The sequence below is a fragment of the Cupriavidus sp. a3 genome (genome assembly GCF_051015765.1).
GTDB classification, from domain to species: Bacteria; Pseudomonadota; Gammaproteobacteria; order Burkholderiales; family Burkholderiaceae; genus Cupriavidus; species Cupriavidus oxalaticus_A.
This window is the reverse complement of record NZ_CP170643.1, coordinates 2,264,759-2,289,607: the sequence shown is the minus strand read 5'-3', so window position 1 is coordinate 2,289,607 and position 24,849 is coordinate 2,264,759. Positions and strand designations below refer to the sequence as shown.

The 24,849-nt window shown below is 65.6% G+C and carries 26 protein-coding genes; 15 read left to right on the top strand and 11 right to left on the bottom strand.

Annotation, left to right across the window (positions count from 1 at the left end; all coding sequences use genetic code 11):
• The first annotated feature begins 203 nt into the window (after nt 1-203).
• Nucleotides 204-878, top strand: coding sequence for a TetR/AcrR family transcriptional regulator (locus ACAD63_RS11150; RefSeq protein WP_240745872.1), 675 nt, complete (start codon nt 204-206; stop codon nt 876-878).
• Here the strand turns inward: ACAD63_RS11150 and ACAD63_RS11145 are convergent.
• Both ACAD63_RS11145 and ACAD63_RS11140 read right to left on the bottom strand, forming a co-directional pair.
• Complete coding sequence (locus ACAD63_RS11145; protein WP_135705351.1) at nt 866-1,330, bottom strand: acyloxyacyl hydrolase; 465 nt, start codon at nt 1,328-1,330, stop codon at nt 866-868. The two genes, ACAD63_RS11150 and ACAD63_RS11145, sit on opposite strands and share 13 nt — an antisense overlap.
• A 15-nt stretch (nt 1,331-1,345) precedes the next feature.
• Entirely contained in the window at nt 1,346-1,642 is a 297-nt protein-coding gene (locus ACAD63_RS11140) for a putative quinol monooxygenase (protein ID WP_434033950.1), read from the bottom strand.
• 343 nt (nt 1,643-1,985) lie between these two features.
• Between ACAD63_RS11140 and ACAD63_RS11135 the strand changes: the two genes are divergently transcribed.
• From ACAD63_RS11135 to ACAD63_RS11090, 10 genes are all read left to right on the top strand, one after another.
• Nucleotides 1,986-2,624 (top strand): hydrolase, encoded by a 639-nt coding sequence (locus ACAD63_RS11135; protein WP_434033949.1) that lies wholly within the window; start codon nt 1,986-1,988, stop codon nt 2,622-2,624.
• A gap of 445 nt (nt 2,625-3,069) precedes the next feature.
• Entirely contained in the window at nt 3,070-4,125 is a 1,056-nt protein-coding gene (locus tag ACAD63_RS11130; protein ID WP_434033978.1) for a LacI family DNA-binding transcriptional regulator, read from the top strand.
• Between the two features lie 237 nt (nt 4,126-4,362).
• Nucleotides 4,363-5,166 carry a transporter substrate-binding domain-containing protein gene (locus tag ACAD63_RS11125; protein WP_133096279.1) on the top strand — a complete coding sequence of 268 codons (804 nt, stop codon included), beginning with the start codon at nt 4,363-4,365 and terminating at the stop codon, nt 5,164-5,166.
• Between the two features lie 55 nt (nt 5,167-5,221).
• Nucleotides 5,222-5,980: an amino acid ABC transporter permease gene (locus ACAD63_RS11120; RefSeq protein WP_133096280.1), complete on the top strand. Its 759-nt coding sequence runs from the start codon at nt 5,222-5,224 to the stop codon at nt 5,978-5,980.
• On the top strand, nt 5,977-6,627 hold the full coding sequence (locus ACAD63_RS11115; protein WP_042879405.1) for an amino acid ABC transporter permease: 651 nt from the start codon (nt 5,977-5,979) through the stop codon (nt 6,625-6,627). Before ACAD63_RS11120 ends, ACAD63_RS11115 begins: the two co-directional genes overlap by 4 nt.
• The gene (locus ACAD63_RS11110) at nt 6,614-7,348 is read left to right on the top strand and encodes an amino acid ABC transporter ATP-binding protein (protein WP_133096281.1); all 735 of its coding nucleotides are present in this window, start codon (nt 6,614-6,616) and stop codon (nt 7,346-7,348) included. Before ACAD63_RS11115 ends, ACAD63_RS11110 begins: the two co-directional genes overlap by 14 nt.
• Nucleotides 7,345-8,142, top strand: a complete 798-nt coding sequence (locus tag ACAD63_RS11105) for a sugar phosphate isomerase/epimerase family protein (RefSeq protein ID WP_135705356.1) — start codon at nt 7,345-7,347, stop codon at nt 8,140-8,142. Before ACAD63_RS11110 ends, ACAD63_RS11105 begins: the two co-directional genes overlap by 4 nt.
• On the top strand, nt 8,139-9,083 hold the full coding sequence (locus tag ACAD63_RS11100) for a sugar kinase (protein ID WP_135705357.1): 945 nt from the start codon (nt 8,139-8,141) through the stop codon (nt 9,081-9,083). The genes ACAD63_RS11105 and ACAD63_RS11100 overlap by 4 nt, the downstream gene beginning before the upstream one ends.
• Before the next feature lie 20 nt (nt 9,084-9,103).
• The gene (locus tag ACAD63_RS11095; protein WP_195427630.1) at nt 9,104-10,093 is read left to right on the top strand and encodes a 2-hydroxyacid dehydrogenase; all 990 of its coding nucleotides are present in this window, start codon (nt 9,104-9,106) and stop codon (nt 10,091-10,093) included.
• Between the two features lie 24 nt (nt 10,094-10,117).
• Complete coding sequence (locus ACAD63_RS11090; RefSeq protein WP_434033948.1) at nt 10,118-10,933, top strand: shikimate dehydrogenase family protein; 816 nt, start codon at nt 10,118-10,120, stop codon at nt 10,931-10,933.
• 39 nt (nt 10,934-10,972) lie between these two features.
• Here ACAD63_RS11090 and ACAD63_RS11085 read toward each other — a convergent pair whose 3' ends face one another.
• The 4 genes from ACAD63_RS11085 to guaB all read right to left on the bottom strand — a co-directional run bounded on the left by ACAD63_RS11085 (nt 10,973) and on the right by guaB (nt 16,269).
• Entirely contained in the window at nt 10,973-11,959 is a 987-nt protein-coding gene (locus tag ACAD63_RS11085) for a tripartite tricarboxylate transporter substrate binding protein (protein ID WP_276609569.1), read from the bottom strand.
• 416 nt (nt 11,960-12,375) lie between these two features.
• Nucleotides 12,376-13,995, bottom strand: a complete 1,620-nt coding sequence (gene guaA / locus ACAD63_RS11080; RefSeq protein WP_135705361.1) for a glutamine-hydrolyzing GMP synthase — start codon at nt 13,993-13,995, stop codon at nt 12,376-12,378.
• On the bottom strand, nt 13,970-14,578 hold the full coding sequence (locus ACAD63_RS11075) for a hypothetical protein (RefSeq protein ID WP_133096288.1): 609 nt from the start codon (nt 14,576-14,578) through the stop codon (nt 13,970-13,972). The genes guaA and ACAD63_RS11075 overlap by 26 nt, the downstream gene beginning before the upstream one ends.
• A gap of 227 nt (nt 14,579-14,805) precedes the next feature.
• Complete coding sequence (gene guaB, locus ACAD63_RS11070) at nt 14,806-16,269, bottom strand: IMP dehydrogenase (protein WP_133096289.1); 1,464 nt, start codon at nt 16,267-16,269, stop codon at nt 14,806-14,808.
• A 123-nt stretch (nt 16,270-16,392) separates the two neighbouring features.
• On the opposite strand from guaB, the gene ACAD63_RS11065 reads away from it, so the two are divergent.
• Both ACAD63_RS11065 and ACAD63_RS11060 read left to right on the top strand, forming a co-directional pair.
• Nucleotides 16,393-17,352: a DMT family transporter gene (locus ACAD63_RS11065; RefSeq protein ID WP_133096290.1), complete on the top strand. Its 960-nt coding sequence runs from the start codon at nt 16,393-16,395 to the stop codon at nt 17,350-17,352.
• Nucleotides 17,353-17,545: 193 nt separating this feature from the next.
• Nucleotides 17,546-18,076: a DUF4124 domain-containing protein gene (locus ACAD63_RS11060; RefSeq protein WP_195427629.1), complete on the top strand. Its 531-nt coding sequence runs from the start codon at nt 17,546-17,548 to the stop codon at nt 18,074-18,076.
• Nucleotides 18,077-18,148: 72 nt separating this feature from the next.
• Here the strand turns inward: ACAD63_RS11060 and ACAD63_RS11055 are convergent, their stop codons facing one another.
• On the bottom strand, nt 18,149-18,493 hold the full coding sequence (locus tag ACAD63_RS11055; protein WP_133096292.1) for an RnfH family protein: 345 nt from the start codon (nt 18,491-18,493) through the stop codon (nt 18,149-18,151).
• Nucleotides 18,480-18,917 (bottom strand): type II toxin-antitoxin system RatA family toxin, encoded by a 438-nt coding sequence (locus ACAD63_RS11050; RefSeq protein WP_135705364.1) that lies wholly within the window; start codon nt 18,915-18,917, stop codon nt 18,480-18,482. Before ACAD63_RS11050 ends, ACAD63_RS11055 begins: the two co-directional genes overlap by 14 nt.
• 178 nt (nt 18,918-19,095) lie before the next feature.
• On the opposite strand from ACAD63_RS11050, the gene smpB reads away from it, so the two are divergent.
• Nucleotides 19,096-19,548 (top strand): SsrA-binding protein SmpB, encoded by a 453-nt coding sequence (gene smpB, locus ACAD63_RS11045; RefSeq protein WP_133096294.1) that lies wholly within the window; start codon nt 19,096-19,098, stop codon nt 19,546-19,548.
• 24 nt (nt 19,549-19,572) lie between these two features.
• On the opposite strand, the gene ACAD63_RS11040 is transcribed toward smpB, so the two are convergent.
• The 3 genes from ACAD63_RS11040 to ppsA form a co-directional block, all read right to left on the bottom strand.
• Nucleotides 19,573-20,505, bottom strand: a complete 933-nt coding sequence (locus ACAD63_RS11040; RefSeq protein ID WP_029045868.1) for an SPFH domain-containing protein — start codon at nt 20,503-20,505, stop codon at nt 19,573-19,575.
• A gap of 98 nt (nt 20,506-20,603) precedes the next feature.
• A complete protein-coding gene (locus ACAD63_RS11035; RefSeq protein ID WP_133096295.1) occupies nt 20,604-21,026 on the bottom strand; it encodes an NfeD family protein in 423 nt (140 codons plus the stop codon).
• Between the two features lie 180 nt (nt 21,027-21,206).
• Nucleotides 21,207-23,591 carry a phosphoenolpyruvate synthase gene (gene ppsA / locus ACAD63_RS11030; protein WP_434033947.1) on the bottom strand — a complete coding sequence of 795 codons (2,385 nt, stop codon included), beginning with the start codon at nt 23,589-23,591 and terminating at the stop codon, nt 21,207-21,209.
• A gap of 289 nt (nt 23,592-23,880) precedes the next feature.
• On the opposite strand from ppsA, the gene ppsR reads away from it, so the two are divergent.
• Nucleotides 23,881-24,834: a posphoenolpyruvate synthetase regulatory kinase/phosphorylase PpsR gene (ppsR, locus tag ACAD63_RS11025; RefSeq protein WP_218959498.1), complete on the top strand. Its 954-nt coding sequence runs from the start codon at nt 23,881-23,883 to the stop codon at nt 24,832-24,834.
• The last annotated feature ends 15 nt before the right edge of the window (nt 24,835-24,849 follow it).

The following is a 24,849-nucleotide window of genomic DNA, read 5'->3' as shown; positions in this document are numbered from 1 at the left end:
GCAATCTGCCCCGCACGTCTCACGATCCAAATATAAAAAACCGTACCGTATGGTACTAAATAAATTGAAAAACCTCACTCGAATTTTTTGAAGAAAGGGGCGACGCCTGGGCTGCCACTTGGATCACGCAAGCATTTGGTAGACTGCGCGGGGCGCCAGCGCCCCTTGTCCCCTGTTACTCCTCGCTACCGATGGCATCACCCGTGAGCGTTACCGACACTCCCCTGCACCGCCCGCCGCAGCGCATCACACGCCGTGGCGAAGAGAAGCGCGCCCTGATCCTGAGCACCGCCGCCGACATGTTCCTCGAGCACGGCTATGACGGCGTCAGCCTGGACGACATCGTCAAGGCGTGCGGGGGCTCCAAGACCAACGTCTACAGCTATTTCGGCGGCAAGGACGGTTTGTTCGTGGCGGTGGTGGAGCGGCTGTGCGACCGCTTCCTGGAAAAGACCGAGAAGGGCGTGGATGTGTCGCGCTGCGATGCGGCGCAGGGACTCGGCAAGATCGCGCACAGTTTTCTGCAGTCGCTGCTGGAGGAACGCCACCTGGCGTTCCTGCGGCTGATCTTCGCGGAATCGCGGCGCTTCCCCGCGTTGGGGAACGCCTGGTATACGCGCGGCCCGGCGGCGACCTGCGCCTATGTTGCGGCCTTCCTTGGCAGCCAGCAGGCGAGAGGCACGCGGCTCTCGGCAAGCCCTGAGGTCAGTGCCAGGCTGTTCCACGGCATGGTGCTGGCCAGCGTCCTGCACCGTGCGCTGGCTACCGGCGTCCGTCCGGACGACGCCGAGATCGATGCGCTGGTCCGCGACGCGATCGCGGTGATCGTGCCGGCCCTTGATGCCGGCACGCCCTCAGAAGCGCGTCAGAAGCGATAGCGGATGTAGCCCATGCTGAAGTTGACGCCCGGATTCGGCTCCTGAATGCCGGCGTTGGACAGGTGCTGGAAGCGGTAGCCGATGGTCAGGCGCCGCGCCTCGCCGAAGGCAACCCCGACGCCGACCATGTCTGAGAACTGGAACGCCGATCCCATGCGGTGGCCGCCGGCGATCTCGGTGTGGCTGAGCACGCGCAAACCCACTGACGCCTCGATAAACGGCGTGGCAAATTCCGCGGCATAACCCAGGCGAAAGATTGGCGAGATGCCGTACTCCATCAGCTGGCTGGACGGCCGGTTAGACAATGCGCGCCAGTTCGCGACATTGACCTCCCCATCCAGCGAGAGCGTGAAGCGGCTGGACAGCTGCCATTGCACGATGTCGTCCCAGCGCGCGGCGATTTCATACTTTTCCACGCCGTGGTCGTTATCGCCGCCATAGCCTCCCTGCATGGAGAACGCTGCCACTCAGGCCACAAGCTTCATCCGGTAGAACAACTCCATCCTTTCCACCGCATCGCTGCCATCTTCCTGGAAGCGGCGGATGTGCTCGGTCTGCGTATGGTGCGCCTCCTGCGCGGCGGGACTGTCCCAGTGCTCGACGAAGACAAAGCGCCGCGGATCATCCTGTTGCTCGAACATCTCGTAGCGCAGGTTGCCGGCATCGCGGCGGGAAGGCGCCACCACGGCCCGCAGTTTTTCCCGTAGCTCCGCCTCGCGCCCGGGCTTGGCATACAGGATCACCAGCACATAGAAATCGCCCATCGTTCGTGTCCTCCGCACATATGGTGTCAGCAAAGACTAGGCAAATACCACGGCGCAAGCAAGCAGGACACGGAGGGCGCGCGGATCGTTCTATCAGCGCGAACAGCATGTTTGGCAGATGGCTATCACGCTCGCCCCAATGCATGGCTTATGCTGCAAAGGCTCGTTGCGACGGCCGACCGCGACGCATGCGGGACGGCATCAGAACCGCATTTCCGGTTTGCAGTGTCCGGCAATGCCGGTACCGTCGCGGGGCAGTCGGGCCAGCGTCGCGCACAGTACATGCAGCGCCGGCCTGGGAACGCCGAGTAGCAGAAACCCACCCATTGTTCTGGAGATAACCATGGCGAGCGAACCCATTCGCGATCCCGCAAACGACCACCTGCTGACTCCGCAGAACGCAGCCTTCGTGATCATCGACTACCAACCGGTCCAGGTGAACTCCATCGCCTCCATGGACCGGCAGTTGCTGATCAATAACATCGTCGGCGTTTCGCGTGCCGCGGTTGCGTACAAGCTGCCGATCGTGCATTCCACGGTCAATGTGAAGACGGGCCTGAACAAGCCGCCAATCCCGCAGCTGCAGAAGGTGCTGGGCGACTTCCCCACCTACGACCGCACCTCGATCAACTCCTGGGAAGACGTGGAGTTCCGCGCGGCAGTGGAGGCGACGGGGCGCAAGAAGCTGATCATGACTGCCCTGTGGACGGAAGCGTGCCTGACCTTCCCGGCGCTGGACGCGCTCAAGGAAGGCTATGAGGTCTATGTCGTGGCCGACGCCGTAGGCGGTACTTCCGTGGCGGCGCACGAGGCCGCGCTGCGCCGCATCGAACAGGCTGGCGGCAAGATGATCAGCGTGGCTCAGCTGTTCTGCGAACTGCAGCGCGACTGGGCCCGCAGCGACACCGTCCCGGCCTTCATGGATCTCTTCATCCAGACCGGCGGCACGGCTGGCATCCAGTTCTCCTACGACCGCACCTGAGCTGCAGGCGGGCCGGCATGCCCGCCCCCAACTCCATGTGCCACGCGCCCCGCGCCACGCGGGGCGCGATTCCTTTGTTCTCTCGCTTAACCCCGCCCCGACCGGAGCCGGCATGGCCGACTACTACCTCCTTTCCGGCCGTGTAAAGCAATCAATAGTTATCGTGCCATCGCATTCTGTGATGACAAAGCTAAAGACAAAAACACATGCTCGATAACTGAACGATACCTACGCCATGCCTTGCCGCTCGACACAACGCCGTCATATCGTCGGTGATGTAGCGGGGGTGATGCCGTACCTGCGCTTCCCTCTCCTCAGGGCCGTCCAGTGCCCATCGCCCCCGTCATTAAGTGCCGACTTGCGCACTATTACACTACTGAGCCCGGCGTGCTGGCGATCATGGCAGTCGCGAGGCATAATCGTGAAACTGGTTTCATCCAACTTTATGCCGCCGCCCGTGACCCGACCGAAGTCCAACCCGAATCCCGCAGAAAAGCTCACCATCCAGGATGTAGCCGACTATGCGGGCGTTTCCAAGGCAACGGTATCGCGCTACCTGAACCGGGGTGGCCAGCAGTTGTCCACGGAGGTGGAGGAGCGCGTGGCATCGGCCATCCGCACACTTGGCTATAGTCCCAGTCCCATGGCGCAGGGACTCAAACGCGGCAAGTCTCGCCTGATTGGGCTGGTGGTGGCGGACGTGTCCAATTCGTTCTCGGTAGCAGTGCTGCGTGGCGTTGAGAAGGCCTGTCGCGATGCCGGCTATATGGTGATGCTGTTCAACCTGGGCAACGACGAGCAACTGGAGCGCGAAGCCATTCGCTCGCTCTCGGCTTACCGCGTGGAGGGTTTCATTCTGCATACACTGGGCCACGACGCCGGTGCCCTGACCGATGCCGCGCAGCTGGGCAAGCCCGTCGTCCTGGTTGATCGCAAGGTCGGCGATGCGGAAGTCGATCTTGTCGCCCTGGACAACCTGACTGCCGTCCATGAAGCGGCCGGCCACCTTGTCGAAGCCGGTTATCGGCACATCCTCTTTATCAGCGAGCCGATCAAGGCCATCAGCTCGCGCAACGAGCGCGCCCGCGCATTTCGAAGCTTTATCGCCGAACACGCGGACACGGTCAGCGGATCTGCTATTGAAGCCCACAGAGGTGACGACGATGCCCTCGATGAAGCGCTGCGCGAGCTGCGCCGGCGTGCCGGCCAGGCGCCCGTTGCCGTGCTGGCAGCCAACGCAGTGATCTCGCTGCGCGTGGCCGCGTCGGCCGCCCGACTGGGGTGGCAACTCGGTACCGACCTTGGCCTGATAGGCTTCGATGACCCCGAATGGGCCGCGTTGGTCGGCCCGGGCCTCAGCGCCATTTCCCAGCCGACCGACGATATCGGGCGCGTTGCCACCAATTGCCTGATCGAGCGCCTGCAAGGCGGCCAGCTGCCGCCGCGGCGGGTGCTGTTGCCCGGCACGCTGGTCACACGCGGTTCCACCCGCCGCGGCTGATCACTCCCCCGCCGCCGTCCGGCGTGCGCGCGCAAGCCACGCATAGAGCCGCCGCACCAGCGTAGCGGGTGCGCAAGCGCGCCCATTTCCCCGTCGGAACAACCTCGGCGCGCCCGTAAGGGTTTCCACTGCTGTATCTCTGAAACCGGTTTCCTATAATCCTGAAACCGGTTTCAAATCCGGCATGCAGATCGCTGCCGCCAGCGACACCTTTCATATCCGTGCAGGAGACATCCAATGAACGCCCAACACCTGTTGCGCCGCTTTGCCACGCCCGTACTGGCTTTGCTGATCCTGGCCAGCGCCGCTGTTACCGCCCAAGCCCAGACCGTCGCCGAGATCGTCAAGAAGGGCAAGGTCACCATCGGCGTGGTGACCGGTGCTCCGCCTTTCGGCACCACGGACGCCACCGGCAAACCCGCCGGCTATGACGTCGACGTGGCCAACCTGCTCGGCAAGTACCTGGGCGTGCCGGTCGATATCGTTCCGCTCACCTCGCCCAGCCGGATTCCGGCGCTGGAAGCGGGCAAGGTCGACTTCCTGGTCGCGACGCTGGCGCCGACGCCGGAGCGGGCGCGTGCCATCATGTTCAGCTCGCCCTACAGCGCATTCGAGCTGACCATCTTTGCGCCTACCGCTGCCAAGTACGCCAAGCTGACTGAGCTCGGCAAGAAGAAGGTGGGCGTGACGCGCGGCACCACGCAGGACACCGCGCTGACCCGCCTGGCGGTGCCCGGCATGAATATCGTCCGCTTCGAGGACGATGCCACCTGCGCGCAGGCGCTGATCAGCAACCAGGTCGACGCCATTGCGCTGCCCAACACCACCGGCAACGAAATCATGAAGGCGCGCGGCGCCGGCAAGTTCGACGCCAAGTTCGCGTTCTCGGTGCAGCCGAATTCGATGGCCGTGCGCCGCGACGCCTTCGAGCTGCGCCAGTGGCTCAACACCACCATCTCCTACGTCAAGCTCAATGGCGAACTCGATGCCATTGCGCAGAAGTGGACCGGCAAGGCGCTGCCCGCGCTGCAAACGTTCTGAACCAGGCCGTCTGAGGTTGCGCGCCGGCGCCCCGCCGGCGTGCCAGGAGACCCGCATGCACTACCAATTCGAATGGACCCCGGTGTTGTCGCAGCTGGATCGCTTCGCGGAAGGCGCCGCGATGACGCTGGCACTCAGCTTCGGCTCGATCCTGCTTGGCACCCTGGTCGGCACCGCCGGCGCCATTGCCGCCGCTTTTGGCGGCCCGTGGCTGCAGCGCGTCACCAGGGCCTATGTCGAGGCGATCCGCAACACGCCCTTCCTGATCCAGCTCTTCATCATCTTCTTCGGCTTGCCGACCGTGGGCCTGCAGATCGATGCCGTCACTGCCGCGGTGATTGCGATGACCGTCAACCTCGGCGCCTACTCGACTGAAATCATCCGTGCCGGATTGCAGGCGGTACACCGCTCGCAGCTCGAAGCCGCCGCCGCGCTGGGCATGACGCGCTGGCAGCTGATCCGCCACGTCGCGCTGGTACCGGCCTTCGAAAAGGTCTATCCCGCCCTGACCAGCCAGTTCACGCTGATGATGCTGACCTCGAGCGTGGTGTCGACGATCTCGGTGGAAGAGCTGACGGCGGTCGCCAGCCAGGTCGATTCGCAGACCTTCCGCACCTTCGAGAGCTACATCCTCGTCATGTTCCTCTATATCGGGCTGGCACTACTGCTGCGCGCCATGTTCGCCCTGATCGGCAACCTGGTGTTCAAGCGGCGCCGCGTGGTGGCGCGCGCACGAAAGCTGGCCCGCACGGCGCCGGTCGTGCCGCTGGCGCGCGCCGAACTGACGGCAGCGGTTGCTGGGAGCACGAAATGATCACCGAGTTTTCCTGGAATCATCTTGAAATCCTGCTGCTGGCCGCACGCTGGACGCTGTGGGTGACCTTGCTGGCCTTCGTCGGCGGCACGCTGGCCGGTTTCCTGGTCGCGCTGGCGCGTACCTCCAGAAGCCCGCTGCTGCGCCTGGCCAGCACGGTCTATATCCAGGTCGTGCAAGGCACGCCGGTGCTGATCGTGCTGTTCCTGAGCTACTACGGCCTGTCCGTGCTCGGGCTCAAGCTGTCGCCGATGGTCGCGGCCATGCTGGCGATGTCGATCTACGCCAGCGCCTATCTTGGCGAGATCTGGCGCGGCTGCATCGAGGCCGTGCCGCAAGGACAGTGGGAAGCCAGCGAGGCGCTTGCCCTCACCCGCTGGCAGCAGCTGCGCTACGTGGTGCTGCCGCAGGCGGTGCGGCTGGCCTTGCCGCCCACCGTGGGGTTCTCGGTCCAGCTGGTCAAGAACACCTCGATCACTTCCATCATCGGCGTCATCGAGCTGACCCGCGCCGGCCAACTGATCAACAACGCGACCTTCCAGCCCTTTGCGGTCTTTGTCGTCGTCGCACTTATCTACTTCGCGCTCTGCTTCCCGCTGTCCGCGGCGGCCCGGCGCATGGAAAGGAGGCTCCATGTCAATCGTTGAAGCACAAGGCGTGCACAAATCGTATGGCTGCGTCGAAGTCCTGAAAGGCGTGTCGTTTGCCATCGAGCCGGGCCAGGTAGTCGCCATCATCGGCCGCAGCGGCTCCGGCAAGAGCACCATGCTGCGCTGCCTGAACGGACTGGAGACGATCAATGCCGGCAATATCACCGTCGCCGGCCACAAGCTGGATCACGACCGCAAGCGCTTGCTCGACCTGCGCCGCGACGTGGGCATGGTGTTCCAGAGCTACAACCTGTTTCCGCACCTGACCGTGGGCCAGAACATCGCGCTGGCGCCGGCCATCGTGAAGAAGATGGCCGCAAGCCGGATCGACGGCATCGTCGCCCAGGTGCTGACCCAGGTCGGCCTGCTCGACAAGAAGGACTGCTACCCCGAGCAACTCTCGGGCGGCCAGCAGCAGCGCGTGGCCATCGCCCGTTCGCTGGCGATGGAACCCAAGGTGATGCTGTTCGACGAAGTCACCTCTGCGCTCGACCCCGAGCTGACGGCGGAAGTGCTTCGTGTCATGGAGAACCTCGCTGCCTCCGGCATGACCATGGTGCTGGTCACGCATGAGATGGAATTCGCGCGCCGCATGGCGCATACCACCATCTTCATGCACCAGGGCAAGGTCCACGAGGCGGGCCCATCGAAGGCGCTGTTCGCGCAGCCACGGACGCCGGAACTGCAGCAATTCCTCAGCGCGGGAGCACTGAAATGAGCCAGTGGCAACCAGAAGGCGCAAATGGAGCCTCGCGCCCGCCGGTCCTTATCTCGCTGACCGCCTATGGTGCCGACCTCGCGCTGCGCGACGGCCAGGCGGCGCTGGCGCGGATTGCCGCGGCAGCGGGCGCGGATGGCGTGGAATTCCGCGGCGAACTCCAGCGCGGGCACAAGGAGGAAGTCATCGAACAGCGCGAGGTTGCTGGGGAGCATGGACTGGACGTGGTCTGGTCCAGCCCGGAAGGCCTCTGGAATGACGCAGGCAGCCTCGATGCCGCCGCGCTCGACCGTGCCTTCACGACCGCGCTGGCGCTCGGTGCGAGCCGGGTCAAGATGTCGCTTGGCGGCTATCGGGCAGGCACGGCACTGGCAGCGCTGCTTCCCTGGCTGCGGCACGACGGCATCGAACTCGTCGTGGAAAACGACCAGACCGCCCGCGCCGGCACCGTACCGCCGCTGCGCGACTTCTTCGCGCGTATCGCGGCGCTCGGCGAGACCGTGCCGATGACCTTCGACATGGGCAACTGGCACTGGACCGGCGAAGACCCGCTCGACGCCGCGCAAGTCTTCGGCGCCAACGTCGGCTACGTGCACTGCAAGGGCGTGCAGCGCACGCCCGCCAAATGGATCGCGGTACCGCTCGACCAGTCGGCGGCACCCTGGCGCGGCGTCTTGCGCCGCCTGCCCACGCAAGTTGCGCGTGCGATCGAATTCCCGCTGCAAGGCGAAGACCTGGTACAGGTCACGCGCCATCATGTCGAACTGCTGCGTTCGGTGGAGGTCCCCGCATGAGTCCCGATCTTGACGTGGTCACGCTGGGCGAGGCCATGCTGATGCTGGTCGCCGGCGAAGCCGGGCCGCTCGAAGGCGCGCAGACCTTCCACAAGCGCACCGCCGGCGCCGAGACCAACGTGGCCATCGGCCTGTCGCGCCTGGGCCTGAAGGTCGGCTGGGCCAGCCGGCTGGGCGACGACTCGATGGCCCGCTACCTGCTCGGCGAAATGCAGCGCGAAGGCGTGGATTGCAGCCAGGTGGTATGCGAGCCCGGCGAGCGCACCGGCTTCCAGTTCAAGGGCCGGGTCGACGACGGCAGCGATCCGCCCGTCGAATACCACCGCCGCGGCTCGGCGGCGAGCCGCATGAACCCGGAGCACCTGGACGACAAATGGCTGCGGCGCTCGCGGCACCTGCACGTCACCGGCGTGTTCCCCGCGCTGGCGGCAGGCACGCAGGCCGCCACGCGCCAGGCCATCGCCACCATGCGCGCCGCCGGCCGCACGATCTCGTTCGATCCCAACCTTCGGCCCACGCTGTGGGCCACGCCCGAGCTGATGCGGGAGACGCTGAACGACCTCGCGCAGCAAAGCGACTGGGTACTGCCCGGCATCGAGGAAGGCCGCTTCCTCACCGGCCACGCCGAGCCGGAACGCATTGCCGCCTTCTACCGTGCCCGCGGCGCGAAGCTGGTGGTGGTGAAGCTCGGTGCCGACGGCGCCTACTTCGATGGCGAGGCCGGCAGCGGCCATGTCGAGGCCTTCAGCGTCGAGCGCGTCGTCGATACCGTTGGCGCCGGCGACGGCTTTGCCGTGGGCGTGATCAGCGCGCTGCTGGAGGGCCGCCCGGTGGGCGAAGCCGTCCGGCGCGGTGCCTGGATCGGCGCCCGGGCGGTGCAGGTGCGCGGCGATACCGAAGGCCTGCCGACCCATGCCCAGCTGGCGGCCGCCAGCCTGTGAAGCCGCAGCAAGGACTACCCATGCGCAAGAATGTACTGGTGTTCCGGCCGATTCCTGACGACCTGCTCGCCAGGATCGAGTCGGAGCATGACGTGATCGTGGCTGACCCGCGCCAGCCGGCACAACGGCCGGCCTTCCGCGCCGCGCTGGCATCCGCCCACGGCCTGATCGGCTCCAGCGTGAAGCTGGGCGCGGCGGAACTGGCCGAAGCCGGCCGGCTGGAAGTGATCTCGAGTATTTCGGTGGGCGTCGACAACTATGACCTCCCCTGCCTGCACCAGCGCGGCATCACGCTGTGCCATACGCCGGGCGTACTTACCGAGACCACGGCCGACACCGTCTTCGCCCTCATCATGGCCACGAGCCGCCGCCTGGTCGAGCTGGCGGCCCACGTCAGCGAAGGCCGCTGGACCGCCAATATCGGCGACAGCCTGTTCGGCTGGGACGTGCACGGCAAGACGCTGGCGATCCTGGGTTTCGGGCGTATCGGCCAGGCCGTGGCGCGGCGCGCGGCGCTCGGCTTCGGCATGGAGGTGCTCTACGTCAACGAGACTGCCATGGAGCCGCCCGACCTGGTGGGGCGCGCCACCCGGACGGAACTCGACGACGCCTTGCGCCGCGCCGATATCGTCGCCATCACGCTGCCCCTGACAGACAGCACCCGAGGCCTGATGGGCCCGCGCGAGTTCGCGCTGATGAAGCCGGGCGCCATCTTCGTCAACGGCGCGCGCGGCCAGATCGTGCAGGAAGACGCGCTGCTCGCGGCGCTGGCAAGCGGCCACCTGCGCGCGGCCGGGCTGGACGTCTTCGCCACCGAGCCGCTGCCTCAGGATTCGCCGCTGCGCCGCCATCCCAGGGTGACCGCCCTGCCCCATATCGGCTCGGCCACGCATGAGACCCGTCGTGCCATGGCCGAACTGGCCACGCGCAACCTGCTGGACGCGCTCGCCGGGCGGCAACCTGCCGCGCGCTTCGACCTGGCGGCCTTTGCCGCCCAGGCAGCCGCCTGATTTTTCTCGCAAGGACACCCCGCAATGCCCGGTTCCATTCCCACGCTGTGCGGCTCGATCATGGGCGAGCCCTTCACCTTCAATGTGCGCATCCACAATGCCGCCTATCGGGCGCTCGGGATCGACTACACCTTTGTGTGCTTCGGGGTGCAGGACGTGCCCGGCGCCGTGCAGTCGATCCGCACGCTCGGCGTGCGCGGCATGAATGTCTCGATGCCGCACAAGCAGGCCGTGATCCCCCACCTCGACCATCTCGACGAGACCGCGCGCGCCATCGGCGCGGTCAACACCATCAACAATCTCGATGGCGTGCTGACCGGCTTTAACACCGACTGCATCGGCGCCGTCCGGGCGTTCCAGGAGGTGACGGATGTGGCCGGCCAGCGCATTGCGCTGCTGGGCGCGGGCGGCGCGGCGCGGGCGATGGCCTATGGCTTGCGCGAGGCCGGCGCCAGCGTGACCGTGTTCAACCGCACCGCGGCGCGCGGCGAAGAACTGGCCGGCTCGCTCGGCCTGCGCTTTGGCGGCGGGTTGACGGACTTCCGCGCGGCGGATTTCGACATGCTCGCCAACGCGACCGCGGCGGGCTTTCGCGCCCCCGATGTCAACCCGGTCGCCGGACAGCTCGCCGCGCACCTGATCGTCATGGACGCCGCCTTCATCCCGGTCAGGAGCAAGCTGATCCGCGATGCCGCAGCGCTCGGCTGCCGCACCATCGACGGCACGCGCATGATGCTGCACCAGGCGTGCGCCCAGGTCGAGTTCTACACCGGCTGCGCGCGCGCGCCGATCGAGGCGATGGAGGCGGCGCTGCTTGAGGAGATTGCCCGCCTGTCATAAGCCCCCGTCAGCATCATCGGGACCAGCGAATGCGCTGCCTCACTTCTTCAGGTTGGTCCTGGCCACCAGCGCCTTCATCACCGCGTTGTCAGCCGCGATCATCGCCTTGAAGGTCGCTGCGTCGGCATAGGCAATGCCCAGGTTCTGCCGGCTCAGCGCCGCCACAAAGACTGGATCCGCCACCGCCTTGCGGCTGGCGGCCGCAAGGGTTTCGAGCACCTCGGGTGGCGTGCCTTTGGGCGCGGCCAGCCCGCGCCATGTGCCGATCGAGAGGGCGATACCCCGCTCACGAAGCGTCGGCACATTCTCGAAACCGCTGACACGCTGGTCGGCCATCACCGCGAGCGTCTTCACCTTGCCCGCGGCCACATAGGCCGATACCTCCGCGGGACTGACAGCCACCGCGTCGATATGCCCGCCCATCAACGCCACCAACGCCGGCGCCGCGCCGGTGAACGGCACGTGATTAAACTTGACGTGCGACTTGTCCTCCAACGCCGTCGCCGCCAGGTGCCAGATCGAACCCGGACCGGAATTCCCGAGCTGCACCTCACCGGGGTGCGCCTTGGCGAATGCCAGGAACGCCTCGATGGTATTCCAGCGCGAATCGGCCCTCACCGTGATCGCGGACGGATCGGCATTCAGGCGTGCGATCGGCACCAGCTGGGCGGGGTCGAACGTGGTCGGCCCGACATGCGGGACGATCACGGCTTCCGCGATGATTATGCCGAGCTTGTAGCCATCCGGCCTGGCGCGGGCCACTTCCGTCATGCCGATTGCGCCACTGGCGCCTGGCTTGTTCACCACGGTCAGCGGCTGCGGCAGGTACTTTCGCATGGCTTCGCTGAAGGCTCGCGCAACCGTATCAGTACCACCGCCCGCTGAGCTTGGCACCACCAGTTCGACAGCGTGACTCGGGTAAGTCGCCGCAGTCGTCTGGCCCATCACGGGAACTGCGGCAAGGAATCCGGCCAGTTGAGCGGCCAGCAATAAAGCTGTTTGAAGGTGCTTGCGGGGTAGTCGCATCTATGACTCACACGTTTAGCTAGCCGGCGGCATTGCAAGCATTGGGGCACTGTCAGGGACAGAACGTGAAAGACTAGCACCATTTGCCGCTTGCCGGATTTGTCGTGCTGGCGAACGGCATGGAAACCACCTTCGCCTGTCTCCAGTTTTTTTCTCTAGCGCAGTCCGCAAGGGATGGTCATGGTGAGGAACACCGCGAAAGAGGTCTATCACGTGGGGCGCTGCATTTGATCCCGAATCGCCCGGTAGAGCCATCCCGAAGTTGATAGGAACGGCCACACTGGCGGCCTTGCTACCGACCCCAGAGTCCGATTTCAGTCGATAGCCATCGATAGCCAAGAACACGAAACCCGCGCAGCGGCGCGGGTTTCCGGGAGATTTCCGATCGTCAGCGATAGACTTCGGAGGACGTCAAATCACTCCCACTCGATCGTCGCCGGCGGCTTGCCCGACACGTCATACACCACCCGATTCAGGCCGCGCACTTCGTTGATGATGCGGTTCGAGCAGCGGCCGAGCAGCGCGTACGGCAGGTGCGCCCAATGCGCCGTCATGAAGTCGGTGGTCTGCACAGCGCGCAGCGCCACGACGTAGTCGTAGGTGCGGCCGTCGCCCATCACGCCCACCGACTTGACCGGCAGGAACACGGCAAATGCCTGGCTGGTCAGGTCGTACCAGCTCTTGCCGACCTGGTTCGGCTCGCACAGGCCAGCGGCAGCGTCCTGCTCGGTGGCGATGGTCTTGCGCAGTTCTTCAATGAAGATGGCATCGGCGCGGCGCAGCAGGTCGGCATAGTCGCGCTTGACTTCGCCGAGGATGCGCACGCCCAGGCCCGGGCCCGGGAACGGATGGCGGTAGACCATTTCCGGCGGCAGGCCCAGTTCCACGCCGAGTTCGCGCACTTCGTCCTTGAACAGGTCGCGCAGCGGCTCGAGCAGCTTCAGGCCCAGCGTTTCGGGCAGGCCGCCGACGTTGTGGTGGCTCTTGATGGTGGTGGCCTTCTTGGTCTTGGTGCCGCCCGATTCCACCACGTCGGGGTAGATCGTGCCCTGCGCCAGCCACTTGGCCTTGCTCAGTTTCTTCGCCTCGGCCTGGAACACCTCGACGAACTCGCGGCCGATGATCTTGCGCTTCTGCTCGGGGTCGGTCACGCCGGCCAGGTGGCCGAGGAACTGCTCGGAAGCGTCGATGTGCACGACCTTGGCGTGCAGGCGGCCGGCGAACATTTCCATCACCATCTTGCCTTCGTCGAGGCGCAGCAGGCCGTGGTCGACGAAGACGCAGGTGAGCTGGTCGCCGATGGCGCGGTGGATCAGCGCCGCGGCCACCGACGAATCGACGCCGCCCGACAGGCCCAGGATCACCTCTTCGTCGCCGACCTGTTCGCGGATCTTGGCGACGGCTTCTTCGATGTGGTCGCGCATGACCCAGTCTGCCTTGCAGCCGGCGATCCCGAGCACGAAGCGCTCGAGCATCTGCCGGCCCTTGACGGTATGCGTGACCTCGGGATGGAACTGCACGGCATAGTAGCCGCGCGCTTCGTCGGCCATGCCGGCGATCGGGCAGCTCGGGGTGGACGCCATCAGCTTGAAGCCCGGCGGCAGGCCGGTGACCTTGTCGCCGTGGCTCATCCAGACCTTGAGCATGCCGTGGCCTTCCGCAGTGCGGAAATCCTCGATGTCCTTGAGCAGCGCGGTATGGCCGTGGGCGCGCATCTCGGCGTAGCCGAACTCCCGCTGGTCGCTCCACTCGACCTTGCCGCCGAGCTGCACGGCCATGGTCTGCATGCCGTAGCAGATGCCGAGCACCGGCACGCCCAGGTCCCACACCGCCTGCGGCGCGCGCAGCTGGTGGTCTTCATAGGTGCTGGCGTGGCTGCCCGACAGGATGACGGCCTTGGGCGCGTACTCGCGCACGAAGTCGTCGGAGACGTCGTTCGGGTGGATTTCGCAGTAGACGTGCGCCTCGCGGACGCGGCGGGCGATCAGCTGCGTGACCTGCGAGCCGAAATCAAGAATGAGGATTTTGTCGTGCATGATGGGCCGATGGCGTGTCTTCCGTTGCGGGCTCGGTCACTTCCGTGCCGGGGCCATAGCCCGGCGGCGGCGTGATGACCGGCTCGCGCCGGTATTCTGGGGTATTCGTTGGGCGTGCCGCGGGGGCGACGCCGGGTTCCTTCCGGGTTTCCTGTTCCTTCAGCGCGCGTTCCATCTTCAGCTGCTGCTCGCGCACGCGCACGCGTTTCGCCGCGGGGATCTGCACCGCGGCAAAAAACAGCAGCACCACGGCCATGGTCGGCAGCCAGATCTTGCCGGCGCCTTCGAGCGGCAGCTCAAGGAACACCATCCAGGCAATGATCAGCATCGCGCTGGCGAGGTTCACATAGCCGGCCGTGCGTGCCACCGGTACCGTCAGCTGGCCGTTGAACGCGGCCTGCCACAGCAGCACCGACAGGCCGGCCAGCGCCACGCCCAGCAGTTGCCCGAACAGCGCGGGTTGTGGCTGCGGCAATTGCAGCGCCGCGTACAGCGTGGTGAATGGGGACATCAACAGCAGGACGCCCAGCAGCAGGTCCACCAGGGCATCGAAAAACAGCACGGCTCGCAGCAACACCTTCATTGGCGCTCCTCGTCTGGGCCCCGCCGGTGATGCGGCTGGCAGCAAGGCACGCCGGGACAGGCAACACCGGCGTGGCGCGCGGCCGGGGCCACGGTCGGGGCCGGATTGGAATCCGGTCGGACCAGGGCGGCGCTGCGCACCTCGCACCAAACCTCGCACGCCCTCGTCCCGCTGATCGCGGGCAGCGCACCGCCGCCACTGCGGACGGCGGGCGCGACCGCTGCGCGTCAGTCGATATGGTAGTTCGGCGCTTCCTTGGTGATCTGCACGTCGTGCACGTGCGATTCACGCATGCCGGCTGCCGTGATCTGGACGAACTGGGCACTCTCATGCCAGTCGGCGATCGACTTGCTGCCGCAGTAGCCCATCGAGGCACGCACGCCGCCCGTCAGCTGGTGGATGATGGCCATCACCGAACCCTTGTACGGCACGCGGCCTTCAATCCCCTCGGGGACCAGCTTGTCGACGTTGGCGGTGTTGTCTTCCTGGAAGTAGCGGTCAGCCGCGCCGTCCTTCATCGCGCCTACCGAACCCATGCCGCGGTAGCTCTTGAACGAGCGGCCCTGGTACAGGAACACTTCGCCCGGCGCTTCTTCGGTGCCTGAGAACATCCCGCCCATCATCACGGTGTGGGCGCCGGCCGCCAGGGCCTTGGCCACGTCACCCGAATAGCGGATGCCGCCGTCGGCGATCAGCGGCACGCCGGTGCCCTTGAGCGCCTCGGCCACGTTGGAAACGGCGGTGATCTGCGGCACGCCCACGCCAGCCACGATACGGGTGGTGCAGATCGAGCCGGGGCCGATGCCGACCTTGACGCCGTCGGCGCCATGCTCGACCAGCGCACGGGCGGCGTCGCCGGTGGCGATATTGCCGCCGATCACCTGCACTTGCGGGAAGTTCTGCTTGACCCAGCGCACGCGATCCAGCACACCCTGGCTGTGGCCATGCGCCGTATCGACCACAATCACGTCGACGCCGGCCTTGACCAGCAGCTCGACACGCTCGTCGTTGTCCGGACCCACGCCGACCGCGGCGCCTACGCGCAGCTGGCCGTGGTCATCCTTGCTCGCCAGCGGGTTCTCGACCGCCTTCTGGATGTCCTTCACCGTGATCAGGCCGCGCAGCTCGAAGGCCTGGTTGACCACCAGCACGCGCTCCAGGCGGTGGCGGTTCATCAGGCGCTTGGCTTCTTCCAGCGGCGCGCCTTCGGCCACCGTCACCAGCTTCTCGCGCGGGGTCATCTTGGCGCGCACCGGGGCGTCGAGTTCTTCCTCGAAGCGCAGGTCGCGGTTGGTGATGATGCCGACGACGATCTTGCCTTCCAGCACCGGGAAGCCCGAAATGCCATGCTGCTGCGACAGCGCGATCACATCGCGGATCTTCGCGTCCGGCGAAATGGTGATCGGATCACGCAGCACGCCCGACTCGTAGCGCTTGACGCGCGACACTTCGCGGGCCTGGTCGGCGGGCTTCAGGTTCTTGTGGACGATGCCGATGCCACCGGCTTGCGCCATGGAGATCGCCAGGCGCGCCTCCGTCACCGTGTCCATGGCAGCGGACACCAGCGGAATGTTCAGTTCGATCGAACGGGACAGGCGAGTGCGGAGGGAAACATCCCGGGGAAGGACGGCCGAATAGGCCGGGACGAGCAGCACGTCATCGAATGTGAGTGCTTTCTGGACAAGACGCATAGCAAATCCTCTAGGCGCAAAAGCGAATTATACAGGAATGCGCGGCTGGCTGATGAACGGCAACGGGTTTTCCGGCGTGTCGTCTGCTATGCTCGTCGTCCTTTTAACCGGGCGTTGAAAAGCATGGGGATCGGCGTATTGTGCGGGCTGCTGGCGGGCGCGTTCTGGGGCATGGTCTTTATCGCGCCCAAGCTGCTGCCCGTGTTCTCGCCGTGGGAGCTGGCGATCGGGCGCTACCTGGCGTATGGCCTGGTCGCGCTGGTTGCCGCCCTGCCGCTGATCAAGCGCATCGCCCGCAAGCTGACCCGCGCCGATTGCGTGGCGCTGCTGCGCCAGGCCTTTACCGGCAACCTGCTCTACTACGTGCTGCTGGCCTTCGGCGTGCAGCTGGCCGGGGTCGGGCCGACTTCGCTGATTATCGGCATCCTGCCGATCACGGTCACCATCATGGGCCGGCGCGACCACGGTGCGGTGCCGCTGTCGCGGCTGCTGTGGCCGCTGCTGGTGGTGGCCGCGGGCATCGCCTGCATCAACATCGACCTGTTCGGCGGCGGCCAGAGCGCACATGCCGCCGCGGCCGGTGACGCCGTGCGGCCGGTCTGGCAGAAGATTGCCGGCGTCTGCTGCGCCGCCGGCGCGCTGGTCTGCTGGACGCTCTATGCGGTCGACAACGCGCGCTACCTGCAGCGCAACCCGCACTACAGCGGCAATGAATGGTCGGCGCTCTATGGGCTGTCGACCGGCGCGGTATCGGCCGTGCTGGCCATAGTCGGCTGGCTGGTGGCGGGCGATGCCCTCACTTCCGGCGACAGCGGCCGCGACTGGCAGTGGTTCTGGATGGTCAACGCCGCGGTGGCGCTGGGCGCGTCGCTGATCGGCAACAACCTGTGGAACATCGCCAGCCGGCGCCTGCCGCTGACGCTGTCGGGCCAGATGATCGTGTTCGAGACGCTGTTCGCGCTGGCATATGGCTTTGTCTTCGACCACCGCTGGCCGCGGCCGCTGGAAATTGCCGCCATTGTGTTGCTGATGGTCGGCGTGGCCTGGTCGGTGCGCTTGCACGCCAGCGACAAGTCTGCGTAGACTAGCGGACGATGGCGCGGGGGTCACACGCGCCACATCAGAACTGAAGTACCAGGGTCAAACCGGCGCCATGCCCTGGCGCCAAGCCATCGCCCGCGGCAGGCCTGCCGCGGCATTGCCTCGCGCGCAGCCGGCGGCCCAGCAGTTCTCCAGCCGCATCCGTTCCTTACCAGCCACTTTGAGACGCCGCGCCATGAAACGATCGTCCGTGCTGTGCCTGCTTGCCGCTGCCGTCACCGCTGCCGCCTCGGTCCACGCCCATGCCTACTGGCAATGGCGCGATGCCAACGGCCGCATGGTCTACAGCGACGTGCCGCCCTCCGGCGCCGCCGCCAGGGTGCTGCGTGCCCCTGGCCGCAGCGCCGGCGAGTACCAGCCGGTGGAGGCCGCCAACACGGAGACCGCCAACGCCCCCGTGGCTGCACCGGCCCCTGCCAGGGCCGCGGGCAAGGCGAAGGAGGCCCCGCCGCCCACGGCCGAAGAGGCCTTCCAGAAGCGCCGCGACTCGCGCCTGAAAGCCGCCGCGGAAGAGGCGCGCAAGGAAGCCGAGGCTGCCGACCGCGAGGCCCGCTGCGCCCAGCTGCGCAACTACGCCACCGGCCTGCAGCAAGGGATGCGCGCGGCGGTAGCGGGTCAGGACGGCTCGCTGCAGCACCTGAACAGCGAGCAGCGCCAGGCCGAACTGGTCAAGACCAGCGCCAGCCTCGAAAAGAACTGCAACTGAACATAAGCAAAAACGGGGCATCACGCCCCGTTTCGCGGTCAGTGCTGCGGCCGGTGGCGCAAGCCTTGCGGCTCAGCCATTGCCACGCAGCCATTTCTGGCCTTCCCGCGCCCCGCCCTCGCGCAGCTTCTGCACGCGCTTGCGCCGCGCCTGCTTGGGGTCGGCAGTCAGCGGCCGGTACACCTCCACGCGGTCGCCCTCGCGCACCACGGTATCGGGCGTCTTGAGCTTGCCGAAGATGCCCACCCGCATGGTCGACGGATCCACTTCCGGGCACGCCTGCTGCAGCCCCGAGCCGACGATGGCCGCAGCGATCGTGGTGCCCGCGGGCACGTCGATCTCCTTCAGGAATACCGCATGGGGCCGCGCATAGCACACCGTGACATGCACGGTGCCCGCGCCTTCAACTGGCGCCATAGACCACCTCGGCGCGCTTGACGAAGGCATCGACGAAGGTATTCGCGATCATGCTGAACACCGGGCCGATGAGCTTTTCCAGCAGCAGGCTCGAAAACTCATAGTGCAGGTGGAATTCGATCTTGCAGGCGTCCACGCGCAGCGGCGTAAAGCGCCACGCGCCATTAAAGGTCTTGAAGGGCCCGTCGGCGAAGGTCATGTCGATGCGGGTCGGGCGCTCCTGCGTATTGCGGGTGTGGAAGAACTGCTGGATCCCCTTGAAATGGATATGGATCTTGGCGTCGAGCGTGGTTTCGGTCTGCTCGAACACCTCCACGCCGCCGCACCATGGCAGGAACTTGGGATAGTCCTCCACGCGCGTGACCAGGTCGTACATCTGCGCGGCGGAATAGCCGAGCAGCACGGATTTATGGACGTCTGCCATGTATTGGAAAATCTGGCTCCCGGCCATGCCTGGCGCATTGCGCCAGGACACAAGCCGGTACCGGGGCTGGTTTGCTAAAATCCCAATTTTAGCCGACGCTGGTCGCTGGCGGCACTTCGCCATGCGGCGCTGCAGCGATCCGGCCCGCTTTCACCACATTGTTCCCCTACCCGCACGCATGACCATCGCAGACAACAAGAAGGCCTTTTTCGACTACTTCATCGAAGAGCGATATGAGGCCGGGATCGTGCTGGAAGGCTGGGAAGTGAAGGCGATCCGCGCGAACCGAGTACAGATCAAGGAAGGCTACGTGGTGGTGCGCGACGCCGAGATGTTCCTGATCGGCGCCCATATCAGCCCGCTGCAGAGCGCCTCCACCCACGTCAACCCCGATCCGGTGCGCACGCGCAAGCTGCTGCTGAAGGCCGACGAGATCAAGAAGCTGATCGGCAAGGTCGAGCAGCGCGGCTACACGCTGGTGCCGCTGAACCTGCATTACACGCGTGGCAGAGTGAAATGCGAGATCGGCCTGGCCAAGGGCAAGAAGCAGTTCGACAAGCGCGAGACCGAAAAGCAGCGCGACTGGCAGCGCGAGAAGGCGCGCATCATGAAGGGCGACACCAAGGGATAATGCCGCCCGGCGGCGCCTGCGTGCTCAGGCGCCGGCCTTCTGCCCCTTCACGATCTGCAGCGCTGACGCGATCATGCTGCTCATCTCGCTCATATTCCCGGGCACGATCAGCGTATTGCCCTGCTTGGCCAGGTTGCCGAACGCAGCCACGTATTCCTCGGCCACCTTCAGGTTGACCGCGTCCATGCCGCCTTCGGTGCGGATCGCGTTGCCCACCTTCTGGATCGCCTGGGCATTGGCGTCCGCCACCGCCAGGATCGCCGCCGCCTCGCCCTGCGCCTTGTTGATGGCGGCCTGTTTCTCGCCTTCCGACTTCTGGATGGCCGCTTCCCGCGCACCCGTGGCCAAGTTGATCTGTTCCTGGCGCTTGCCCTCCGACGCGGCGATCAGCGCGCGCTTCTCGCGCTCGGCGGTGATCTGCGCCTGCATCGCATGCAGGATTTCCTTCGGCGGCGTCAGGTCCTTGATCTCGTAGCGCAGCACCTTGACGCCCCAGTTGGCGGCGGCCTCATCGAGCGCGTTCACCACGCTGTGGTTGATGAACTCGCGCTCCTCGAAGGTCTTGTCCAGCTCAAGCTTGCCGATCACCGAGCGCAGCGTGGTCTGCGACAGCTGCGTGATCGCCACCACGAAGTTGCTCGAGCCGTAGGACGCCTTCATCGGGTCGGTCACCTGGAAGTACAGCACGCCGTCCACCTGCAGCTGCGTATTGTCCTTGGTGATGCAGACCTGGCTGGGCACGTCCAGCGGGATTTCCTTGAGCACGTGCTTGTAGGCAACGCGGTCGACGAACGGCACCACGATCGACAGCCCCGGCGTCAGCGTCGCATGGTAGCGGCCCAGGCGCTCCAGCACCCAGGCGTGCTGCTGCGGCACGATCTTGATGCCCCTGGCGATCAGCACGATCACGGCAATAAGGATGATCAGCGGCAACAGGCCAAGCTGAAAAGCGAGCATGTAACAACCCTCCGGTCAGGAAACAGCGGTACGGCGCCGCCGGAACGGCGGCAGGCGGATGGTTGCGCGGCTGGCACCGGGCAACCCTTGGATGCGGCTCAGCGCGGCGAAACCACCAGCGTGCTGCCGCGCACTTCGACGATACGGTAGCGGCCCGGCGCCGCGGCGCAGTTCGGCGCAAGCTCGACGGTCCAGTCTGCGCCCCGGTACGGCACGCGCGCACGGCCGTTGGCGTCCCACGCTGCAACGTCGAGTTCCTGGCCGATGTCGAGATTGACGTTGGGATCGGCGGCGGCATTGCCGCGCCGCAGCTTGCCGAAACGGGTACGGCGCAGCCCGGCGATCAGCACCGCGGCGACCAGCGCCGCGGTCACCGTCTGCGCGGCGGGCGACAGGTCCAGCAAGGCCGCGACGCCGCCGGCGGCCAGCCCGACGGCCACCATCAGCAGGTAGAACGTGCCGGTATTCAGTTCGACGATCACCAGCGCGACCGCCGCCACGAACCAGATGTAGTACGCCATCCGAAATCCCCCCGTCCGATCGGTTCCCGGCAGCGAATGCCCGGAATCGATTCCCGAAAAACAAAAACCCCGCAGCGCCAGGGGCGCCTGCGGGGCCGATGCAACACCTGACGCAGGGGCCGGTGCCAGCCGGCTGCCGAAGGCGCGCCGGCGAATGTCGTTATTGTGACGTCAAAAGCCTCAGGAAGCCAGCTTCTGCCAGGTGTCGACCACCGAATCGGGGTTCAGCGAGATCGACTTGATGCCTTCCCTGGTCAGCCATTCGGCAAAGTCCGGGTGGTCCGAAGGACCCTGGCCGCAGATGCCGACGTACTTGTCCAGGCGGATGCACGCCGAAATGGCGCGCGACAGCATGAAGCACACCGCCGGATCGCGTTCGTCGAAGTCCTTGGCCAGCAGCTCCATGCCCGAGTCGCGGTCCAGGCCCAGCGTCAGCTGCGTCAGGTCGTTCGAGCCGATCGAGAAGCCGTCGAAGTACTGCAGGAACTCTTCGGCCAGGATCGCGTTGGACGGCACTTCGCACATCATGATGATGCGCAGGCCATTCTCGCCGCGCTTCAGGCCGTGCTTGGCCAGCAGGCCGATGACCTTCTCGGCCTGGCCCAGCGTACGCACGAACGGCACCATGATCTCGACGTTGGTCAGGCCCATTTCATCGCGCACGCGCTTCATGGCCTTGCATTCCATCTCGAACGCTTCGGCGAAGTCTTCGGCGATGTAGCGCGAGGCGCCGCGGAAGCCCAGCATCGGGTTTTCCTCGTCCGGCTCGTAGCGCGAACCGCCGATCAGCTTCTTGTACTCGTTGGACTTGAAGTCCGACAGGCGCACGATCACGGGCTTCGGGTAGAAGGCCGCGCCGATGGTGGCGATGCCCTCGGCCAGCTTGTCAACGTAGAACGCGCGCGGGCTGGCGTGGCCGCGGGCCACGCTTTCCACGGCCTTCTTCAGGTCGGCATCGACCTGCGGATAGTCGAGGATGGCCTTCGGGTGGACCCCGATGTTGTTGTTGATGATGAATTCCAGGCGGGCCAGTCCGACGCCGCAGTTCGGGATCTGCGCGAAGTCGAAGGCCAGCTGCGGGTTGCCCACGTTCATCATCAGCTTGACGTCGATTTCCGGCATGTCGCCACGCTGGACTTCGGTCACTTCCGTTTCGAGCAGGCCGTCGTAGATGCGGCCTTCGTCGCCCTCGGCGCACGACACGGTTACCAGCGTGCCATCCTTCAGGATGTCGGTGGCATCGCCGCAGCCGACCACGGCCGGCACGCCCAGTTCACGCGCGATGATGGCCGCGTGGCAGGTACGGCCGCCACGGTTGGTGACGATCGCCGAAGCGCGCTTCATCACCGGCTCCCAGTTCGGGTCGGTCATGTCGGCGACCAGCACGTCGCCGGGCTGCACGCGTTCCATCTCGGACGGATCGTTGATGACGCGGACCGGGCCGGTGCCGATCTTCTGGCCGATGGCGCGGCCGCTGGTCAGCACGGGGGCGGTGCCCTTGAGCTTGAAGCGCTGCTCGGCCTTGCCGGCCGACTGGCTCTTCACCGTTTCCGGGCGGGCCTGCAGGATGTAGATCTTGCCGTCCTTGCCGTCCTTGCCCCACTCGATGTCCATCGGGCGGCCATAGTGCTTCTCGATGATCACCGCGTACCGGGCCAGCTCGGTCACGTCTTCGTCGGTGATCGAGTAGCGGTTGCGCAGCTCGGCCGGCACATCGACGGTCTTCACGCGGCCGGCTTCGCCCGGCTTGGTGAATTCCATCTTGATCAGCTTGGAGCCGATCGAGCGGCGGATGATCGGGTACTGGCCGGCTTGCAGCGTCGGCTTGAAGACGTAGAACTCGTCCGGGTTGACCGCGCCCTGCACCACCGTTTCGCCCAGGCCGTAGCTGGAGGTGATGAAAACCACATCGGGGAAGCCGGATTCGGTGTCGATGGTGAACATCACGCCGGAAGCGGCCAGGTCCGAACGGACCATGCGCTGGATACCGGCGGACAGTGCCACCACGTCATGGGCAAAACCCTTGTGCACCCGGTAGGAGATAGCGCGGTCGTTGTACAGCGAGGCGAACACGTGCTTGATCTTGTCCAGCACGTCGTCGATGCCGCTGACGTTCAGGTAGGACTCCTGCTGGCCGGCGAACGAGGCGTCGGGCAGGTCTTCGGCCGTGGCCGACGAACGCACCGCGAACGAAGCCTCGGCGCCTTCGCGCTCGGACACGCTGGCATAGAACTCACGGATTTCCTGTTCCAGGCGCGGCTGGAACGGAGCGGTGGCGACCCAGTCGCGGATCTCGGCACCGGCCTCGGCCAGGGCCTTGACGTCGTCGACGTCGAGCGTCTTCAGGCGCTGGGAGATGCGCTCGGTCAGGTTGTTGTGGGCGAGGAAGTCGCGGAAGGCAAGCGCGGTGGTGGCAAAACCGCCGGGAACGCGCACGCCGGCCTCCGCCAGCTGGGAGATCATCTCGCCCAGCGACGAATTCTTGCCGCCGACGATTTCCACGTCAGCCATGCGCAACTGCTCGAACGGCAACACGTAGGCGCCGTTATCTGCCTGGTTAGTCATGAGAGCCTCAAAACAAAGTAGAAAACTTGTTGCGCATGCCCGGTATGTTGTTCGCGTTCTGTTCCCGGACCGATCGCTTGGCTAAGCAACCCCATGCTCATGGTGCTGCAATGTTGCGGACACGGCGCTACGGCTCTCATCGCGCAGCGCACATTGTCGACAATTCCGGGCCTGGATTGATGCAAAGCGGGCCCCTCGCGGAATTGCTTAGCGAAAAGATCGCCGCTATTCTACCGTGCTGCGCCGCACTTTTCTGCGGAAGATTGAATCTATTTATTTGCGCAACCCCATGTCCCAGCCAGAAGCGCCCGGTACAGCGGATTCCGGGACCCAGCCTGGAACGCAGCCCGCCTCCCCGTCCACCCAAGCGACCGCGACAAGACCTGCGATAACGCCCGCTGCAGCCGCCCAGACCGGCGACCGGCCGCCGGTGCGTACCGTCTTTATCGTCTCGGATGGCACCGGGATCACTGCGGAAACGTTCAGTCACTCGATCCTGGCGCAGTTCGAAATGCGCTTCCGCAAGGTGCGGATGCCCTTCGTCGATACCCCGGAAAAGGCACATATCGCGGTCGGCAAGATCAACGAGGCCTTCCACAACGAAGGCGTGCCGCCGATCGTCTTCACCACGCTGGTCAACCAGGAAGCGAACAAGGCACTGCGCCGTGCCAAGGCGATGATCCTGGACATGTTCCAGACCTTCATCGAGCCGCTCGAGAAGGAACTGGGGCTCAAGTCCACCCACGCCATCGGCCGCTTCCACCAGAATGCCGATACCGAGGCGTACAAGAACCGGATCGAGGCGATCAACTTCTCGCTGGCGCACGACGACGGCCAGTCGCACAAGAACCTCGAAGAAGCCGATGTGATCCTGGTGGGCGTGTCGCGCAGCGGCAAGACCCCGACCAGCCTCTACCTGGCGATGCAATACGGGCTGAAGGCGGCCAATTACCCGCTGATCCCGGACGATTTCGAGCGCGGCAAGCTGCCGTCGGCGCTGTACGCGTTCAAGAGCAAGATCTTCGGGCTGTCGATCGACCCGCAGCGCCTGACCGAGATCCGCAACGAGCGCCGCCCCGGCAGCAAGTACGCGGCGGTGGAGAACTGCCGCTACGAGGTCAATGAGGCCGAGGCGATGATGCGGCGCGAAGGCATCAAGTGGCTGTCGTCGACGCACAAGTCGATCGAAGAGATTGCGACCACGATCCTGCAGGAGATCAAGGTCGATCGCGACAACTACTAGGCACAAACAAAAAGC

What these genes read in the sequence shown, in the direction of transcription:
- ACAD63_RS11120 (WP_133096280.1), top strand. Translation starts at nt 5,222, where the DNA reads ATGCACTACCAATTCGAATGGACCCCGGTGTTGTCGCAGCTGGATCGC.
- guaB (WP_133096289.1), bottom strand. Translation starts at nt 16,269, where the DNA reads ATGCGTCTTGTCCAGAAAGCACTCACATTCGATGACGTGCTGCTCGTC.
- ACAD63_RS11035 (WP_133096295.1), bottom strand. Translation starts at nt 21,026, where the DNA reads ATGGCGTACTACATCTGGTTCGTGGCGGCGGTCGCGCTGGTGATCGTC.
- ACAD63_RS11095 (WP_195427630.1), top strand. Translation starts at nt 9,104, where the DNA reads ATGCGCAAGAATGTACTGGTGTTCCGGCCGATTCCTGACGACCTGCTC.
- ppsR (WP_218959498.1), top strand. Translation starts at nt 23,881, where the DNA reads ATGTCCCAGCCAGAAGCGCCCGGTACAGCGGATTCCGGGACCCAGCCT.
- ACAD63_RS11105 (WP_135705356.1), top strand. Translation starts at nt 7,345, where the DNA reads ATGAGCCAGTGGCAACCAGAAGGCGCAAATGGAGCCTCGCGCCCGCCG.
- ACAD63_RS11055 (WP_133096292.1), bottom strand. Translation starts at nt 18,493, where the DNA reads ATGGCGCCAGTTGAAGGCGCGGGCACCGTGCATGTCACGGTGTGCTAT.
- ACAD63_RS11140 (WP_434033950.1), bottom strand. Translation starts at nt 1,642, where the DNA reads ATGGGCGATTTCTATGTGCTGGTGATCCTGTATGCCAAGCCCGGGCGC.
- ACAD63_RS11075 (WP_133096288.1), bottom strand. Translation starts at nt 14,578, where the DNA reads ATGAAGGTGTTGCTGCGAGCCGTGCTGTTTTTCGATGCCCTGGTGGAC.
- guaA (WP_135705361.1), bottom strand. Translation starts at nt 13,995, where the DNA reads ATGCACGACAAAATCCTCATTCTTGATTTCGGCTCGCAGGTCACGCAG.
- ACAD63_RS11115 (WP_042879405.1), top strand. Translation starts at nt 5,977, where the DNA reads ATGATCACCGAGTTTTCCTGGAATCATCTTGAAATCCTGCTGCTGGCC.
- ACAD63_RS11060 (WP_195427629.1), top strand. Translation starts at nt 17,546, where the DNA reads ATGAAACGATCGTCCGTGCTGTGCCTGCTTGCCGCTGCCGTCACCGCT.
- ACAD63_RS11130 (WP_434033978.1), top strand. Translation starts at nt 3,070, where the DNA reads ATGCCGCCGCCCGTGACCCGACCGAAGTCCAACCCGAATCCCGCAGAA.
- ACAD63_RS11110 (WP_133096281.1), top strand. Translation starts at nt 6,614, where the DNA reads ATGTCAATCGTTGAAGCACAAGGCGTGCACAAATCGTATGGCTGCGTC.
- ACAD63_RS11135 (WP_434033949.1), top strand. Translation starts at nt 1,986, where the DNA reads ATGGCGAGCGAACCCATTCGCGATCCCGCAAACGACCACCTGCTGACT.
- ACAD63_RS11090 (WP_434033948.1), top strand. Translation starts at nt 10,118, where the DNA reads ATGCCCGGTTCCATTCCCACGCTGTGCGGCTCGATCATGGGCGAGCCC.
- ACAD63_RS11050 (WP_135705364.1), bottom strand. Translation starts at nt 18,917, where the DNA reads ATGGCAGACGTCCATAAATCCGTGCTGCTCGGCTATTCCGCCGCGCAG.
- ACAD63_RS11145 (WP_135705351.1), bottom strand. Translation starts at nt 1,330, where the DNA reads ATGCAGGGAGGCTATGGCGGCGATAACGACCACGGCGTGGAAAAGTAT.
- ACAD63_RS11125 (WP_133096279.1), top strand. Translation starts at nt 4,363, where the DNA reads ATGAACGCCCAACACCTGTTGCGCCGCTTTGCCACGCCCGTACTGGCT.
- ppsA (WP_434033947.1), bottom strand. Translation starts at nt 23,591, where the DNA reads ATGACTAACCAGGCAGATAACGGCGCCTACGTGTTGCCGTTCGAGCAG.
- ACAD63_RS11085 (WP_276609569.1), bottom strand. Translation starts at nt 11,959, where the DNA reads ATGCGACTACCCCGCAAGCACCTTCAAACAGCTTTATTGCTGGCCGCT.
- ACAD63_RS11065 (WP_133096290.1), top strand. Translation starts at nt 16,393, where the DNA reads ATGGGGATCGGCGTATTGTGCGGGCTGCTGGCGGGCGCGTTCTGGGGC.
- ACAD63_RS11040 (WP_029045868.1), bottom strand. Translation starts at nt 20,505, where the DNA reads ATGCTCGCTTTTCAGCTTGGCCTGTTGCCGCTGATCATCCTTATTGCC.
- ACAD63_RS11100 (WP_135705357.1), top strand. Translation starts at nt 8,139, where the DNA reads ATGAGTCCCGATCTTGACGTGGTCACGCTGGGCGAGGCCATGCTGATG.
- smpB (WP_133096294.1), top strand. Translation starts at nt 19,096, where the DNA reads ATGACCATCGCAGACAACAAGAAGGCCTTTTTCGACTACTTCATCGAA.